At 63.8% G+C, this 16,206-nt stretch carries 16 protein-coding genes; 9 read left to right on the top strand and 7 right to left on the bottom strand.

The annotated features are described in order from the left end of the window. Positions 1–63 precede the first annotated feature (63 nt). From KI242_RS17725 to KI242_RS17715, 3 genes are all read right to left on the bottom strand, one after another. Positions 64–429 (bottom strand): histone-like nucleoid-structuring protein, MvaT/MvaU family, encoded by a 366-nt coding sequence (locus KI242_RS17725; protein WP_015635884.1) that lies wholly within the window; start codon positions 427–429, stop codon positions 64–66. Between the two features lie 243 nt (positions 430–672). Next, positions 673–2,211, bottom strand: coding sequence for an EAL domain-containing protein (locus KI242_RS17720; protein ID WP_212805396.1), 1,539 nt, complete (start codon positions 2,209–2,211; stop codon positions 673–675). A gap of 89 nt (positions 2,212–2,300) precedes the next feature. After that, complete coding sequence (locus KI242_RS17715) at positions 2,301–3,173, bottom strand: LysR family transcriptional regulator (RefSeq protein ID WP_053151989.1); 873 nt, start codon at positions 3,171–3,173, stop codon at positions 2,301–2,303. Between the two features lie 85 nt (positions 3,174–3,258). On the opposite strand from KI242_RS17715, the gene KI242_RS17710 reads away from it, so the two are divergent. The 3 genes from KI242_RS17710 (at position 3,259) to hpaR (ending at position 6,094) form a co-directional block, all read left to right on the top strand. Continuing rightward, positions 3,259–4,215 carry an EamA family transporter gene (locus KI242_RS17710; RefSeq protein ID WP_077934244.1) on the top strand — a complete coding sequence of 319 codons (957 nt, stop codon included), beginning with the start codon at positions 3,259–3,261 and terminating at the stop codon, positions 4,213–4,215. Positions 4,216–4,466: 251 nt separating this feature from the next. Beyond that, on the top strand, positions 4,467–5,543 hold the full coding sequence (gene hppD / locus KI242_RS17705; protein WP_011061669.1) for a 4-hydroxyphenylpyruvate dioxygenase: 1,077 nt from the start codon (positions 4,467–4,469) through the stop codon (positions 5,541–5,543). A 128-nt stretch (positions 5,544–5,671) separates the two neighbouring features. Beyond that, positions 5,672–6,094 (top strand): homoprotocatechuate degradation operon regulator HpaR, encoded by a 423-nt coding sequence (gene hpaR, locus KI242_RS17700; RefSeq protein WP_011061668.1) that lies wholly within the window; start codon positions 5,672–5,674, stop codon positions 6,092–6,094. A 48-nt stretch (positions 6,095–6,142) separates the two neighbouring features. On the opposite strand, the gene rarD is transcribed toward hpaR, so the two are convergent. The 3 genes from rarD to KI242_RS17685 form a co-directional block, all read right to left on the bottom strand. Further along, positions 6,143–7,024 carry an EamA family transporter RarD gene (rarD, locus tag KI242_RS17695; protein WP_015635880.1) on the bottom strand — a complete coding sequence of 294 codons (882 nt, stop codon included), beginning with the start codon at positions 7,022–7,024 and terminating at the stop codon, positions 6,143–6,145. Positions 7,025–7,228: 204 nt separating this feature from the next. Beyond that, positions 7,229–8,242 (bottom strand): aldo/keto reductase, encoded by a 1,014-nt coding sequence (locus KI242_RS17690; RefSeq protein ID WP_053158935.1) that lies wholly within the window; start codon positions 8,240–8,242, stop codon positions 7,229–7,231. 227 nt (positions 8,243–8,469) lie between these two features. Next, on the bottom strand, positions 8,470–9,369 hold the full coding sequence (locus KI242_RS17685; protein ID WP_011061665.1) for a LysR family transcriptional regulator: 900 nt from the start codon (positions 9,367–9,369) through the stop codon (positions 8,470–8,472). A 100-nt stretch (positions 9,370–9,469) separates the two neighbouring features. On the opposite strand from KI242_RS17685, the gene KI242_RS17680 reads away from it, so the two are divergent. Both KI242_RS17680 and KI242_RS17675 read left to right on the top strand, forming a co-directional pair. After that, positions 9,470–10,201, top strand: coding sequence for an SDR family oxidoreductase (locus KI242_RS17680; protein ID WP_212805395.1), 732 nt, complete (start codon positions 9,470–9,472; stop codon positions 10,199–10,201). Next, positions 10,198–10,608: a hypothetical protein gene (locus KI242_RS17675; protein ID WP_123473485.1), complete on the top strand. Its 411-nt coding sequence runs from the start codon at positions 10,198–10,200 to the stop codon at positions 10,606–10,608. The genes KI242_RS17680 and KI242_RS17675 overlap by 4 nt, the downstream gene beginning before the upstream one ends. 78 nt (positions 10,609–10,686) lie before the next feature. Here KI242_RS17675 and KI242_RS17670 read toward each other — a convergent pair whose 3' ends face one another. Beyond that, positions 10,687–11,997 (bottom strand): MFS transporter, encoded by a 1,311-nt coding sequence (locus KI242_RS17670; RefSeq protein ID WP_123430665.1) that lies wholly within the window; start codon positions 11,995–11,997, stop codon positions 10,687–10,689. A 191-nt stretch (positions 11,998–12,188) separates the two neighbouring features. Here KI242_RS17670 and KI242_RS17665 point away from each other — a divergent pair, with 191 nt between their 5' ends. From KI242_RS17665 to KI242_RS17650, 4 genes are all read left to right on the top strand, one after another. After that, entirely contained in the window at positions 12,189–13,310 is a 1,122-nt protein-coding gene (locus tag KI242_RS17665; protein ID WP_011061661.1) for a sugar diacid recognition domain-containing protein, read from the top strand. A gap of 308 nt (positions 13,311–13,618) precedes the next feature. After that, entirely contained in the window at positions 13,619–14,782 is a 1,164-nt protein-coding gene (locus KI242_RS17660; RefSeq protein ID WP_212805394.1) for a glycerate kinase, read from the top strand. 235 nt (positions 14,783–15,017) lie between these two features. Then, on the top strand, positions 15,018–15,314 hold the full coding sequence (locus KI242_RS17655) for a transposase (protein ID WP_092308884.1): 297 nt from the start codon (positions 15,018–15,020) through the stop codon (positions 15,312–15,314). Further along, positions 15,311–16,144 carry an IS3 family transposase gene (locus KI242_RS17650; RefSeq protein WP_169894174.1) on the top strand — a complete coding sequence of 278 codons (834 nt, stop codon included), beginning with the start codon at positions 15,311–15,313 and terminating at the stop codon, positions 16,142–16,144. Before KI242_RS17655 ends, KI242_RS17650 begins: the two co-directional genes overlap by 4 nt. Positions 16,145–16,206 lie beyond the last annotated feature (62 nt).

The following is a 16,206-nucleotide window of genomic DNA, read 5'->3' as shown; positions in this document are numbered from 1 at the left end:
AATTTTCTTATTCAATGTAAAAGGCCCTACATATGCAGGGCCTTTTTCGGGGTGCGGCTTTGTTCAAGCGCGCAGCCAGGAATCCACAGTGGCGGCACCGTACTGTTCTTTCCAGGCCTTCAGGCCGCGGTGATTGCCGCCTTTGGTTTCGATCAGTTCGCCGGTGTGCGGGTTCTGGTAGACCTTGACCACGCGGGCACGGCGCTGCTTGGGGGCGTTGGCCTGTGGCAGGCCGGCCTTGCCCTGGTTGGGATCAAGGATGGCGATGATGTCACGCAGGCTCTTGTCGTAGGACTTCATCAGGGCCTGGAGCTTTTCTTCGAACTCGATTTCCTTCTTGAGTCCGGCGTCGTTTTTCAGGGATTCAAGCTGCGCGAGCTGTTCTTGAAGTGCTTTTTCTGCAGCACGAAACTCAGCAAGTCTGGACAATATCTTCACTCCACTAGTCTATTTGGCTGATACAAACCACAAACAAAGCTATAAGCCATGAGCCGATTAAGGCTCGATTAAGTGGCCTACCTGTGAATCTTGTACAGGCGGGAAAAATTGTAGTAGTTAATGCATCAAGAGTAAATCAGGTTGTTCTTGTCAAATGCGAAATTGACCAATTGATTCAAATTGGTGCAAGCCCCGAGTTGTTAGATCCAGCACTTTTTGTTCGAGCATGGCTATTTAATGGCGCGCCAGGGCTGCAACAAATTCGGCACTGGGCATGGGCCGTCCGAATAAATAACCTTGCAGGAAATCCACCCCTTTAGCTGCTAGATAATCCCGCTGTTCTGCAGTTTCAATACCTTCGGCGACAATGCCCAGATCGAGTTTGGCCGAGAGTTCGATAATGCTGTCGAGTATATGCAGGGACAGTGCGTCGGCACCGATCATGGCGACGAAACTCTGATCGATCTTCAAATAATCCACATTGAACTGGCGCAGATAACCCAGGCTGGAATGCCCGGTACCGAAGTCGTCGATGGCGATCATCACACCCAGTTCGTGCAGGGCGGCAAACAGCTGGTGGGTGGTGGCCGTGGGCTCGATCAGTTCGCGTTCGGTCAACTCCAGCACCAGGATCACCTTGCCTGGGGGGAAGCCGGCGAGGAACTCCCGGCAGTCCTCCAGCAACTGCAGGTCATGGCAATGGCTGGCGGTGATGTTGATACCTATATGGAAACCGTCGGTAAAGTGCGCGGCATGGGGCGCCAGGGCTTGTTGGGTCTGCTGCATCAGCGAGCGGGTCATGGGCACGATCAGCCCCGAATGCTCGGCGAAGGGGATGAACAGGTCCGGGCGCACCAGCCCCTCTTTCGGATGCTGCCAGCGCATCAGGACTTCGATGCCGGCCCACGCCAGGGTGTCCCCGCGCACCACCGGCTGAAAGTACGGAATGAACTCCTGGGCCCCCAGTGCCCGTTGCAGCTCGTGGGTGGGGGAGGCGGAGCGCTTTTGCAGCCAGTGGGCAAGTACGCCCGCCGCCGCGCCGAAAAACACCAGCAGGCTGAACAGCGCCGGGTACTGGCTCTTCATGTAGCTCCACACGTCGCCCTCGGGAAACCCCGAGCTGACGCTGTAGGGATAGCGCGATGAGCTCAGTTGCTGGCTGGCCACGGCCGCCAGTGGCGGGCTGCCCTCGTGGACACGGCCGTCGCTGGACAGCCAATGCCCGCCGACCTGCAATTGCAGGTCGGCGAAGCGGCTGATCAGGCGCAGGGCATTGGTCAGGTGATAGCCGTCGATGGTGGCCAGGGCGGCGCGATCGCCCTCGCTCCAGCGATAGACCAGCAGGGCCGTGTCGGGGGTGACAGGGTTGCCGCTCATCAGCCAGAGGCGGCCGTCCACGTAGTCCAGGGGGTTGAGCGGGACTGCGAAACTGCCGAGCAGGGAGCTGCAATAGTTGTTGTTGCGCCACACCAGGTTGGTCGAGCGCACGAACGGCCGGCGGGTGACCTGTTCGCGCAGGGCCAGTTGCCGGACTTCATCACAATCGCGGCCCACCTGGGGCAGCAGCGCCCTGGCGGCGATGTCGGTGTTATCGAGCATCAGGTCGAACTGGCGGATGGCCTCTTCGGCGGTTTCCAGGCTACTGTGCATCAGTGTTCGTTCGGCCTGGGCGTAGAGGATGAGGGCGCCGAGCCCGATGGGAAGAAGCATGGCCAGCAATGTCCAGAAGGTACGGGTAGAGCGCTTCAATGGACCTTTGGCGGTCAGGGGCATGGATCGGACCTGTGGGCGGGCGAGGGGGAGGATGGCACCGGGGGGCATGGCCCCTGCGGCTGTCTTGATCATCGCAGGATAGCCGGCTTTTACCGGCGATAAAGGCGCTGCGCGTGCTGGATGAAGGCCAGGGCCGCCGGCGACGCCTGGCGTCGGTCGAGCACCGCGATCCCCACTTGGCGGCGCACGGCAGGCTCCAGGGGGCGGCTGGTGTAGCGCGGGTCCGCGGACTGGGGCAGGGACAACTCGGCAACGATGCTCAAGGCATCGCCGCGGGCCACGGTTTCCAGGGTGCTCAGCAGTTGGGTGCTGCGGTAGCGGATATTGGGCCGCAGGCCGGCACCGATGAACAGGCGTGACACCAGCTCCGCCGAGCCGGCTTCGGTGAGCACGAAGGGGTCATGGCACAGTTGGTCCAGGCGCAGTTGCGCTTCACTGGCCAGGGCGTGGCTGGCTGGAATCAATGCCAGCAACTGGTCCTCGACCACAGGCACGGTGTCGAAGCGCTCCTGGGGCAACACCACGAAGCCCAGGTCCACCCGTCGTTCTTCCAGCCATTGCAGGACCTGGCGATCGGGGCCTTCGTCGATATGCACTTCGATGTCCGGATATTCGCGGCGGTAGTCGTGAAGAATCCGGGGCAGGAGGCGGATCGACGAGGTGGGGCCGAACGAGCCGATGCGCAAGGTGCCGCGCTTCATGCCCCGGGCATCCGCGGCTTCCTGGGTCAGGGTCGCCGCCAGGCCGAGCATGGCCCGGGCGCGCAGCAGCAACTGGGTGCCGATGTCGGTGAGTTCGACCTGGGCCTGGTGCCGGCGAAACAGGTCCACCTGCAGCTCCTGCTCCAGTGACTTGATGGCATGAGACACCGCCGACTGGGTGATGCCCAGGCGCGTGGCGGCGCTGGTAAAGCCCTGGAGTTCGGCCACCAGGGAAAAGATCTCCAGCTGGGTCAGGGTCATGAGTAAAAGCTCATTTTACGATGATCAGGCATTAGACAAAAAATGGTCGTGCAGTACAAACCCATTGCCTCAGAGCGTCTTGACCATGAGTGAAAGCAATATCAGCGGCCCCCTGGCGGGCGAATACCGGGACCTGGCGGTGTATGGCCGCCTGGCGACAGTCACCATGATCTGGGGCGGCACCTTCGTTGCCGGGCGCTACCTGGCCGGCGGGCTCTCGCCCTTGCTGGCCGCCAGCCTGCGGTTCCTGCTGGCCAGCCTGGCCTTGCTCGGCTTCATGGCCGTGGCGCGCATTCCCCTGGTGCGGCCCAGCCTCAGGCAGTTCGGCCAACTGGCACTATTGGGGTTCTTCGGGATCTTCTTCTACAACCTGTGTTTCTTCCTCGGCCTGGAGCAGGTCAAGGCTTCTCGGGCATCGTTGATCGTGGCCCTGAACCCGGCAGTGATTGCCCTGGCGTCCTGGGCGCTGTTCAAGGAGCGCCTGGGCCGGCGCAAGCTGTTGGGCATTGCCCTGTGCCTCTGTGGCGCGGCCCTGGTGATCTGCAGCCGTGACCCTTCGGCCCTGGCGGCGCAGGCCGGGAGCTGGCAAGGCGACCTGCTGATTCTTGGCTGCGTGCTGGGCTGGGGCGTGTACTCGCTGTTCTCCAGGGGGCTGAACCACAGCCTGGGCTCATTGCAAACCGTGACCTGCTCGATCCTCCTGGGCACCCTGATGCTCTGCGCCGCCACCCTGATCCGTGGCGAGTTCGACCTGCAGGCGGTGGCTCGCCTGAACCTGGCCCAGGGCTTGAGCCTGTTGTACCTGGGCGTGCTGGGTTCGGCGCTGGCCTATATCTGGTATTACGACGGCTTGCGGCGGATCGGTGCCACCCGTTGCGGTGTATTCATCGCCCTCAATCCGCTGACTGCGGTGATCCTCGGCGCGCTCGTGCTGGGAGAACAGTTGAGCCCGGTGATGGGGGTGGGCGGGGCGCTGATTCTCGGCGGTATCTACCAGTGCAACAAACCCCTTGCGGGCGGGGCAAAAAAGGCGATTTTATAGAGAATGCGGACAAAGGCTTTTACGCTGTGTAGAATCCGGTTACGCATACAATAATAAAGTCTTCTGGCAGCAGAAGCCTCGCCCCCCAGCCTGCAAGACAGGGTCGAAATGAAGATTCTCGGGTTTCAACTGATCTATGGTGACTTCCTCGCCCGCAGCGTGCGCGGTATCTCCTGTGCGCCACCGTCCCTCCTCAGCATTGCTAGCAACTAACGATCCGTTAATTCTAAAAATATGATGAGGCGCCAACCATGGCAGATATCTTCGAAAACCCAATGGGCCTGATGGGCTTTGAATTCATCGAATTCGCATCGCCTACCCCCAACACCCTCGAACCGATCTTCGAGATCATGGGTTTCACCAAAGTCGCGACCCATCGTTCCAAAGACGTGCATCTGTATCGCCAGGGTGCGATCAACCTGATCCTCAACAACGAACCCCACAGCGTCGCTTCCTACTTCGCGGCCGAGCACGGCCCGTCGGTGTGCGGCATGGCGTTCCGGGTCAAGGATTCGCAAAAGGCCTACAACCGCGCCCTGGAACTGGGCGCCCAGCCAATTCACATTGAAACCGGCCCGATGGAACTGAACCTGCCGGCGATCAAGGGCATTGGCGGCGCGCCGCTGTACCTGATCGACCGTTTCGGCGAGGGCAGCTCGATCTACGACATCGACTTCGTGTTCCTCGAAGGCGTGGACCGCAACCCCAAGGGCGCGGGCCTGAAGATCATCGACCACCTGACCCACAACGTGTACCGCGGGCGCATGGCCTACTGGGCCGGCTTCTACGAGAAGCTGTTCAACTTCCGCGAGATCCGCTACTTCGACATCAAGGGCGAGTACACCGGCCTGACTTCCAAGGCCATGACCGCTCCGGATGGCATGATCCGCATCCCGCTGAACGAGGAATCGTCCAAGGGCGCCGGGCAGATCGAGGAGTTCTTGATGCAGTTCAATGGCGAGGGCATCCAGCACGTGGCCTTCCTCACCGACGACCTGGTCAAGACCTGGGACGCCCTGAAGAAGATCGGCATGCGCTTCATGACCGCGCCACCGGACACTTACTACGAAATGCTCGAAGGGCGCCTGCCGAACCACGGCGAGCCGGTCAACGAGCTGCAATCGCGGGGCATCCTGCTGGACGGTTCTTCGGAAGCCGGCGACAAGCGCCTGCTGCTGCAGATCTTCTCGGAAACCCTGATGGGCCCGGTGTTCTTCGAATTCATCCAGCGTAAGGGCGACGATGGCTTCGGCGAGGGCAACTTCAAGGCACTGTTCGAATCGATCGAACGCGACCAGGTGCGTCGTGGCGTACTCGCCACCGAGTAAGCCCCGGCACGCTTGAGTCCAAGGCCCGATCAGGAGGTTTCTGGTCGGGCTTTATTTTGCCTGTCGGTTGGCGATTGTGAATGTGTTAATGTTTCGCCCCCGATTCCCAGCCCCTGACCGATGCCTCGATGAACACACCCAGACCTTCCCTGACCTTGACCCTGCTGCAGGCCCGTGAGGCCGCCATGGCGTTTTTCCGTCCCTCGCTGAACCAGCACGACCTGACCGAACAGCAATGGCGGGTGATCCGCATCCTGCGCCAGAACGGCGAGCTGGAGAGCCATCAGCTGGCGAAGATGGCCTGCATCCTGCCGCCGAGCATGACCGGCGTGCTGACCCGCCTGGAGCGCGACCAGTACGTCAGCCGGCGCAAGTCTCCGGAAGACCAGCGCCGCCTGTTCATCACCCTGACCGACAAGGGCCAGGCCTGTTTCGAATCCATGAGCGGCGACATGGAAATCAATTACCAAAAGATCCAGCAGCAGTTCGGCGAAGACAAGATGCAGGCCTTGCTGGCCCTGCTCAATGAACTGAAGCAGATCAAGCCCTGAGCCTGTACCGCAGGCCTTGATGCACGCGAGATACCCCCGCAGCCGGGCTCAGCCCCGGCGCTGGCGCAGCAGATGGCGCACGCCTTCGAGCACCAGGACCAGCACCGCCAGCCAGATCGGCACGTAGGTCAGCCATTCCCCGGCCTTGATGCTTTCCCCCAGCAGCAGCGCCACCAACAGCAGCAGTACCGGTTCCACATAGCTGAGCAGGCCGAACAGGCTGAAGGCCAGCAAGCGGCTGGCAATGATGTAGCACACCAGCGCCGAGGCACTGATCACCCCCAGCACGGGAATCAGCAGGTACAGCCAGGGTTGGGCCGCGACCACGGCAATGCCCTGTTCGCCGCTCTGCACCACCCACAGCGCCACCGGCATCAGCAGGGCCATGTCCACCCACAGGCCGCCCAGGTGGTCGGTGCCCAGGCGCTTGCGCAAGACGAAATACAGCGGGTAGCCCAGGGCCACCACCAGGGTCGCCCAGGAAAAACTGCCCACCTGGTACAGCTCGTTGAGCACGCCGATGCAGGCCAGCACCGCTGCCAGCTTCTGCAGCCGCGACAGACGTTCGCCATAGACGATGCGTCCGGTCAGGACCATGGTCAGCGGCAGCAGGAAATAGCCCTGGGATACGTCCAGGCTGTGGCCGTTGAGCGGTGCCCACATGAACAGCCAGAGCTGCACCCCGACCAGCGCCGACGACAGCAGCAGCGCCGGGCCCAGCACGGGCTTGCTGCGCACCCGTCGCAGCACCTCGTCGACCCGATGCCATTCACCGGCCAGCAGCATGAACAGGGTCATGCAGGGCAGGGTCAGCAACATCCGCCAGCCGAAGATCTCCACCCCGGTCAGGGGCGCCAGCAGCGAAGTGTAGAAATACATGACGGCAAACAGCACCGACGCCAGAACCGATAACGCAATACCTTTAGACACGCAGTCCTCGTAGAACCCGAACGCTCGGGATGCACAAAAAGAAGGGGAGAGTGGAGCGAGGGGGAATATAGAGGGTTTGCCCCGGGATTTTTGCTCTGTTTGCGACACCCCGGCGGGAAAATTTCTCGTTTGTGGCGCGGCCCGGCCTTCCAGGGAAAGGCCGGACTGCGATGGCCGCTGGGTTTGCGCGGCCAGGGTCCGTGTTTAGCCCAGGTGCGCAAAACGTCCGGAGACAAAATGGCCGACATCATTGAAGCCGGGTGTCGAGGCGTGCCCCGGGGTCACCAGCGCGTCGATGAAGGCTTCGTCCTCAGGGCTGATCTTCACCTCCAGGGCCCGGGTGTAGGCGTCCCACTGGGCTTCAGTGCGCGGGCCGACAATGGCCGAGCTCACCGCCTGGTTGTTCAGTACCCAGGCAATGGCGAACTCGACGATCCCGGCCCCGCGCCCCTGGGCGTATTCCTGGATCTGCTGGGCGATGCGCAGGGATTCGACCCGCCATTCGGTCTCCAGGATGCGCTTGTCCTGGCGCCCGGCGCGGCTGGCGGCGTCCGGGGCGACGTCCGGCGCATACTTGCCGCTGAGCACACCACGGGCCAGGGGGCTGTAGGGCACCACGCCCAGGCCATAGGCGCGGGCGGCGGTGATCTGCTCGCCCTCGGCCTGGCGGTTGACGATGTTGTACAGCGGCTGGCTGATCACTGGGCGGTCCACCCCCAACTGGTCGGCGACTCGAATCGCCTCGGCAATCCGCCAGCCACGATAATTGGACAGGCCCCAGTAGCGGATCTTGCCCTGGCGCAACAGGTCGCCGATGGCCGAGATGCTCACTTCCAGAGGCGTGTTGTGGTCTTCGCGGTGCAGGTAGTAGATGTCCAGGTAATCGGTGCCCAGGCGGGTCAGGCTGGCCTCGATGCCGTTGAAGATGTGCTTGCGGCTCAGGCCGCTGCGGTTGGGCACGCCGTCCACCGGACCGAAGCCGACCTTGGACGCCAGCACCCACTCATGGCGGTGGCTGGCAATGGCTTCGCCGACGATCTCCTCGGAGCGGCCCTGGGTATAGACGTCGGCGGTGTCGATGAAGTTGATCCCCTGGTCCCAGGCCTTGTCGATGATACGCAGCGAGTCTTCGGTACTGGTCTGCTCGCCGAACATCATGGTGCCCAGGGTCAGGGTGGAAACCTTGAGACCGGAATGGCCGAGGGTGCGATAGCTCATGGGTGGAATCCTTGTGCTAGAGGGCTGGCCAGTGCGTTTCCGGCCATGGGGGCGACCATCAAATACCACAACCCCGGGCCTCTGCAATGCCTGAATGGCGCTCCCTTGCCGGCATAGGTGCCCGTGAGATCGCTATCGCTGGCAAGCCCGCTCCTACAAGGAGGTTCCGTAGGAGCCGGCTTGCCGGCGAACCGCGCAGCGGCCAGCCGTCCCGGAGCCGCTGCGGGTCAGGGGCACAGCGCCCGGCAGCGCTGCAACACAAAGCTGTGCAGCAGGCGCACCCGCTGGGAAACCTGCAGGCGATGGGGGCACAGCAAGTTGAAGGGGGCCGGTTCCCCTTGCCAGTCGCCGAGCAGCGGCACCAGGCGCCCGGCGCGGATGTCCTCGGCCACATCCAGCCGGGCCTTGTAGACAATGCCGTGGCCGGCCAGGGCCCAGCGCCGGGCCACCTCACCGTCGTCGCACAGGTAATCGCCACGCACCAGGACTTCGCGGGTTTCGCTGCCGCGGCTGAAACGCCAGCGGTCATAGGGCTGGCCGTTGCGCAGGTACAGCAGGGCGCTGTGCCCGGCCAGCGCCTCGGGGTTTTGCGGCACCCCGCAACGGGCCAGGTAGGCCGGGCTGGCGCAGGCGATGCGCCGGTGCCCGGGGAGAATCGGCAAGGCCACCAGGCTGGAATCCTCGGGCACGCCAAAGCGCAGGGCCACATCCACAGCGTCGCGGAACAGGTCGGCGTGGCGATCATCGAGCCGCAGTTGCAGGCGCAGTTGCGGGTGCTCGGCCTTGAATTCATCGAGCCAGGGCAGCAGGGCATTGCGCCCGAAGTCCGAGGGCGCCGACAACTGCAGCACCCCGGCCAGGCCCAGGCTCTGCTGCTTGAGCGCCAGCTCGCCGTCCTCCAGGGTGGCCAGGGCCAGGCGCACGCTTTCCAGGTAGCGGCGGCCTTCCTCGGTGAGCCGCATGCTGCGGGTGGAACGCGCCAGCAGACGGCTGCCGAGGCGGGTTTCCAGGCGCTTGAGGGCGATGCTGGCGGCTGCGGCGGTCAGGCCCAGGGAGCGGGCCGCGGCGGAAATGCTCCCGGCATCGGCGGTGCGTACGAAGATTTCCAGGTCCAGTATCGAGCTCATTAATAAAAATCCTTTAAAGATCTTTGCGTTTTAGCTGGATTTTTCCTCGATTGGCAAGCTGGGAAGATGCAATCACTTTCAATCGCAGCAGGTGATCGCAATGACTCTTTCCAACTCAAGCCTGGCCCAGCAAACCTTGGTGGTGATTGGCGCCGGCAGCGGCATCGGCGCTGCGGTGGCGCGTCAGGCCGCGGCCCGTGGTGCTCGGGTGGTACTGGCGGGGCGCAGCCCCGAGGCCTTGCAGCGCCAGCAGGCACAGCTGCCGGAATCGGCCTGCAGCATCGCCGTGGACATTACCGATACCGCCAGTCTCCAGGCCTTGTTCGCCAGGGTGGGGGCCTTCGATCACCTGGTGATCAGCGCCGGTCCGACCATTGCCGCCAAGCCCCTGGCCGACACCGATCTGCTGGATGCCCAGCGGGCTTTTGAGGTGAAGTTCTGGGGCGTGTGGCGCGCGGTCCAGGCGGCGCTGCCGACACTCGCGCCGCAAGGCAGCATCAGCCTGACCTCGGGCCTGCTGTCGCGCAAAATGGTCCCCGGGCAAGTGCTCAAGACCACCCTCAACGCCGCCCTCGAAGCCCTGGGCAAGCACCTGGCCAAGGAGCTGGCGCCACGCCGGGTGAATGTCATCAGCCCCGGGGTCACCGCCACCGAAGCCTATGCCGGGATGCCCGAGGACGCCCGCGAAGCCATGTTCGCCCGCACCGGTGCCAACCTGCCGGTGGGCCGCGTCGGCCAGCCGGATGAGGTGGCGGCGGCCTTTATCCTGGCCATGGAGAACGGCTTTATCAGCGGGAGCCTGATCGATGTCGATGGTGGAGGCCTGCTATGAACTGGCGCTTCGATCACCTGGCGTTCAACTGCGCCGAGGGCGAGGCGTTGCAGCAGGCCTTCGCCGATCTGCTGGGCCTGCAAACGGGCCGGCGGCCGCCGTTTCCCTTTCCCGGGCGCTGGTTGTACCAGGGCGAGGCGGCGCTGGTGCACGTCATCGAACAGGCCCATTGCCCTGAGCCGCACCTGAGCCACATCGCCTTCAGTACCCAGGAGGCAGCCGAAGCCGTGTTGCGCCGGGTGCAGGCCAGTGGCCTGGAACATCAAGTGGCGCAGGTGCCGGAAGACGGCATCTGGCAGATCTTCGTCCGCTTGCCCGGCGGCCTGGTGCTGGAGTTGGATGCTCCGGCGATGGGAGCGTTGAGCATCAGCCACGACTACGCCCGACAAGGTGGGGCACCGGCCTGAGCCCAGCCATGAAAAAGCCCGTTGGAGCCGAGGCTCGAACGGGCTTTTGTCGTGGCCGGGGCTGTGTAGTGCCGGGGCTTAGCGGTTTAGGGTGCGGGTCATGCGCAGCGCCAGCAGGCTGCCGCCGACAATTACCCCGGCCAGCAGGTACAGCGCGGCGTCGGTGGAACCGGTGCTGTCCTTGACCCAGCCGACGATATAGGGGCTGAGGAAACCGGCCATCTGGCCCATGGAGTTGATCAGCGCCAGGCCACCGGCAGCTGCACCGGCGCTGAGCAGGGCAGTGGGCACCGGCCAGAACATCGGCAGGCCGGTGAGGGCACCCATGGTGGCGAGGGTCAGGCCGAGAATGGCGATGGCCGGGTTGGCGGCGAAGTTAACCGCGATCAGCAGCCCCACGGCGCCCATCAACATCGGCACTACAAGGTGCCAGCGGCGCTCCTTGCGCAGGTCCGCCGAACGCCCCACCAGCAGCATGAACACCGCCGCCAGCAGATAGGGAATGGCGCTCAGCCAGCCGATCACCAGGTTGTCGGCAAACCCCAGGTTCTTGATGATCGACGGCAGCCAGAAGTTGATCGCGTAGACCCCGCTCTGGATGCAGAAGTAGATCAGGCCGAAGGCCCAGATCGCCGGGTTCTTGAACACCGCGGCCAGGGAGTCGCTGGCGGTCTTGGGCTGGTTGGCGAGGTCGCTGGCCTGGTCGGCCTCCAGCACTGCGCGTTCAGTCGGGGTCAGCCACTTGGCATGGGCGAAGCTGTCGCTGAGCAGGAAGAACGCCAGTGCGCCGAGGATCACGGTAGGAATGCCCTGCAGCAGGAACATCCACTGCCAGCCGGCGAGGCCGCCCTGGCCGGCGGCGAAGTGGTTGAGGATCCAGCCGGAAAACGGGCTGCCCAGCAGGCCGGACACCGGGATCGCCGACATGAACAGGGCCATGATCCGGCCACGGCGGAAGGTCGGGAACCACTGCGAGAGGTACAGCACCACGCCGGGGAAGAAGCCGGCTTCGGCGGCCCCGGTGAACAGGCGCAGGGTGTAGAACTGGGTCGGCGTGGTGACGAACAGCAGGCAGGTGGACAAGGTGCCCCAGGTGATCATCATCAGCGCGATCCAGCGCCGCGGGCCGAACCGGTTCAGTGCCAGGTTGCTCGGCACGCCGCACAGCACGTAGCCGATGAAGAAAATCCCGGCGCCCAGGCCGTAGACCGTTTCGCTGAATTTCAGGGCATCGAGCATCTGCAACTTGGCGAAGCCAACGTTGACCCGGTCGAGGTAGTTGAACAGGTAGCAGACGAAGATGAAGGGGATCAGGCGCAGGGTGATGCGCTTGTAGACGGCGTTCTTGTCGTCAGCCTGGGCCAGTGGGGCAGCGGCGCTCTGTGACATGGTGTGTCTCTCTTTATTATGATTTTTCGCGGTGCAAGGGTAACGTTGACCGCCCTGAGAGTCTCGGTCACCGGCGCGGGCCTGTCTTTGTGCCGGCGCACAGCGATTGGCCCCGGGCCCTGTGCCACTGAACAACGCCGCGTACCCCGCGGCCCGTCCCCGCAGCTGTAGCCGTCAAGGATCATCCCCCCATGTTCGAACTGGATCATGACCTGGCGCAGGATATCGTCGACCGCACGATGGCGATCCTGCCCTACAACGTCAACGTCATGGACAGCCAGGGCCTGATCCTTGGCAGCGGCGAGCCGGAGCGTATCAACACCCGGCACGAAGGCGCGCAACTGGTGCTGGCCAACGGCCGGGTGGTGGAGATCGACGAACCCACCGCGCGCCAGCTCAAGGGCGTGCAGCCGGGCATCAACCTGCCGTTGCTGCATGACCAGCGGCTGATCGGGGTGCTGGGCATTACCGGCGACCCGGCGCAGTTGCGCACCTATGCCGAACTGGTGCGCATGACCGCCGAGATGCTGGTGGGCCAGCGCCACCAGCAGGCCGAGCAGCAATGGCGGCGCCAGCGCTGCGACGACCTGCTGGCCCTGCTGCTGAGCGACGGCGGCGACTCACCGCGGCTGGTGGATGAAGCCCAGCAGATGGGCCTCAAGCCACAGCTGGCGCGTACGCCCTATTTGTTCGAACTGGCCCAGGAACCGGCCTCGGGGCAGGGCGTGGATAGCCTCAGCAGTTGGTTGCTGAGCCGCTATCCGGACAGCTGGTGCGTCAGCTCGTCGAAGAGTTCCCTGCTCTGGTGCCGCCCGGCGAGCCTGAGCCTGGACAACCCGCGGCTGCTGGAAAAGCTCGACGGCCAGGGCTGGAACATCCTGCGGGTGGCGGTGGGCGGGCAGGCCGAGGGCCTGGCCGGATTGCGCCGCTGCTACCGCCGGGTCGGCGACCTGCTGGCCTACGGCCGGGATATCCTGCCGGATGCGCGATTGCTCACCCTCAACCGCTACCGCCTGCCGGTGATGCTCTGGCGCCACCGCAACGATGACGCCCTGGACGAACTGCTGACGCCGTTGCGCAAGGTCCTGGCCAAGGACAGCAACGGCCAGTTGCTGGCGACCCTGCGCAGCTGGTGCGACCACGACGGCCAGAGCCAGGCCTGCGCCGATGCCCTGGGCATCCACCGCAACAGCCTGCGCTACCGCATGGAACGGATAGCCGAGCTCAGCGGCGTCGACCCCTTGCGCCTGGACGGCATGCTGGCTCTTTATCTTGGCGTACAGCTGCTGCCCCACCGCAGCGAGCCGGCCTGATTTATCGCGCCGATCTCCACCATCGCCTATCCCGATCCAACAGGGGTGGTAGCCGCCGCAGAGCCTTGGCGAGGCTGCGCAAAGGCCCGCAGGGCCTTGCCTGGCAATCTCCAGCTAAACCTGTATCGCTTCCAAGACCTTCGCGAGCGCTACGCGCCCGTTCGCAGCCTGCGGCAGCGGTTTCAACGCTAGGCGAGGTTGCGCGGTTGTAGCAATGAACAATAAAGCGCCCTCGGACTTGTGCAGTGGCCCGGGGTCAGCGCCTGCGCCAGATGGCAGCATGGCGGCACAAGAACCGGAGAAAACCCATGAAGATCATCATCGCCCCCGACTCGTTCAAGGACAGCCTGAGTGCCGAGGGTGTGGCCCAGGCCATTGCCCAGGGGCTGGCGGATGTGTGGCCCGACGCCGAGCTGTGCCAATGCCCCATGGCCGACGGTGGCGAAGGGACGGTGGAATCGATTCTCGCCGCCTGTGACGGGCAACTGCGCAGCAACCGGGTCCAGGGGCCGCTGGGAGCGATCGTGGAGGCGCGCTGGGGCTGGCTGCCTCAGAGCCACACGGCAATCATCGAAATGGCCGAGGCCAGTGGCCTGCAACTGCTGGCGCTGGAGCAGCGCGATGCGTGCAACAGCAGCACCTTCGGCACCGGGGAGCTGATCCAGGCCGCTCTGGAGGCCGGTGCCCGGCGCATCATCCTGGCCATCGGCGGCAGCGCCACCAACGACGGCGGCGCGGGGGCCCTGCAGGCGCTGGGGGTCAAGCTGCTGGACCGCCAGGGCCGGATACTGCCTCGCGGCGGCCTGGCCCTGGCCGACCTCGACCATATCGAGCTGGATGCCATGGACCCGCGCCTGGCCCAGGTGCGCTTCGACATCGCCGCCGACGTCAACAACCCGCTGTGCGGCGAGCACGGCGCTTCAGCCATCTTCGGCCCGCAGAAAGGCGCCTCGGCGCAGCAGGTGCAGCAACTGGACCAGGCCCTGGGACACTTTGCCGACCTGTGCGCCCAGGTACTGCCCAAGGATGTGCGTGATGAACCCGGCAGCGGCGCGGCCGGTGGCCTGGGGTTTGCCGCCAAGGCGTTTCTCGGCGCGCAATTTCGTCCCGGGGTGGAAGTGGTGGCGGAACTGGTGGGCCTGGAACAGGCGGTGCAGGGCGCTGATCTGGTGATTACCGGTGAAGGTCGCTTCGACGCCCAGACCTTGCGCGGCAAGACCCCCTTTGGCGTGGCGCGCATTGCCCGGGAGCAGGGGGTTCCGGTGATTGTCATTGCCGGCACCCTGGGCGAGGGTTACCAGCAGATGTACGCCCACGGCGTGGACGCGGCCTTCGCTCTGACCTCCGGGCCCATGAGCCTGGAACAGGCCTGCCGCGAAGCCCCGCGCCTGCTGCGCGAACGCGCCGCCGACATCGCCCGCGTCTGGCGCCTGGCCGTTCAATCCTCGCCGGCGCCTGCTGCCCCTGTGTAGGAGCTGGCTTGCCAGCGAAGAGTCCGCTAAGCCTTGCACCACCCGCAAGAATGCTTTCGCCGGCAAGCCGGCTCCTACAGAGAAGCCGCATGAACCTTGCCCCCCTGTGTAGGAGCTGGCTTGCCAGCGAAGAGGTCCTCAAGCCTTGCCGCGCGCAAGAACGCTTTCGCCGGCAAGCTGTTGTGGCTCAATATTCCTGAACCACTCTGTAGGAGTTTCAACCTAAGGAAGCATCATGGGATTTCGGGTTGTTAGCGCTGAAGAAAAGGCTGAAGCTATTCGCCTGGTCGTGGAAATGAATTACTCGGTGCCTAAGGCGTGTGAGCAAACCGGGGTTGGGCCTACAGCCCTGCGACGCTGGGTCGCCAGATGGCGCAAGGAGCATGAAGGAGCCTTGCTGCCCACACGCCCTCAGGACCAGGAACTGATTGACTCACTGCAGGCCAGGCTCGCCCTGCTGGAAGCCGAGAATAGCGTCCTAAAAAAGCAATTGCCCTCTCATCTGAAGGTGCTGTTCAGCCGAATCAAATGATCGAGGGTTTGAAAGGACAGCTCTCCATTCGGCACTGCTGCCGACTTCTGGGCGTGCCTCGCAGCAGCTATTACGCCAAGCACTTGGCCCGGTCTGAGCCTGGGGTCGAGCGGCAACTGGAAAAGACCATTCGGCAGTTGCACCGGGAGCATCGAGGTGCCCTGGGCGCCCGGGGATTTGCCAGGGAGCTTAAAAAGCAGGGCGTCGTGGTTGGACGCCATCGTATGGGCCGTCTGATGAAAAACCTTGGTCTGGTCAGACGACGAGCCCGTTACGCTCACTATCGTCGGACCGGAAAGCCCAGCAATACCGCAGCCAATGTCCTTGATCGTCGCTTTAATCCTGCATCGCCCAATACGTTTTGGGCCGGAGACATCACTTATATTCGCGTCGGTGGAAGCTGGCTGTACCTGGCAATCGTGATGGATCTGTTTTCACGTCGGATCGTCGGCTGGGCCTTTTCCAGGACCGCCGATGCCGAGCTGTCGCTCAAGGCGTTGCGGCTGGCTGTTGGCATACGTCGACCTGGTTCAGCGCTGGTATTCCACTCGGACCAGGGCTGCCAATACACCGCGGATCGCTTTGTCGAATACCTGGCTGAGAAGCAGATCGTGCAGAGCATGAGTCGACGCGCAAACTGCTGGGACAACGCGGTGGTGGAGCGTTATTTCCGGACACTGAAACACGACTGGTCGCCTGAAAATGGCTACCAGAATCATTTCGAGGCGCAGAAGGATGTGATGGATTTCATTGCCCATTACAACCATCGGCGTTGCCACAGCGCCTCAAACGATCTGCCGCCCGCTGCTTTTGAAAGGCTGGCGGCCTAATGCTCCTACAGAGTGGTCCAAAAAAGCTGGACCACTACAAGCCGGCTCCTACGGCAATCGCC

Origin of the sequence: Pseudomonas sp. Eqa60 (genome assembly GCF_018326405.1) — a bacterium.
GTDB classification, from domain to species: Bacteria; Pseudomonadota; Gammaproteobacteria; order Pseudomonadales; family Pseudomonadaceae; genus Aquipseudomonas; species Aquipseudomonas protegens.
The sequence above is the reverse complement of the archived record's forward strand: the minus strand, read 5'-3'. Positions and strand labels throughout refer to the sequence as shown.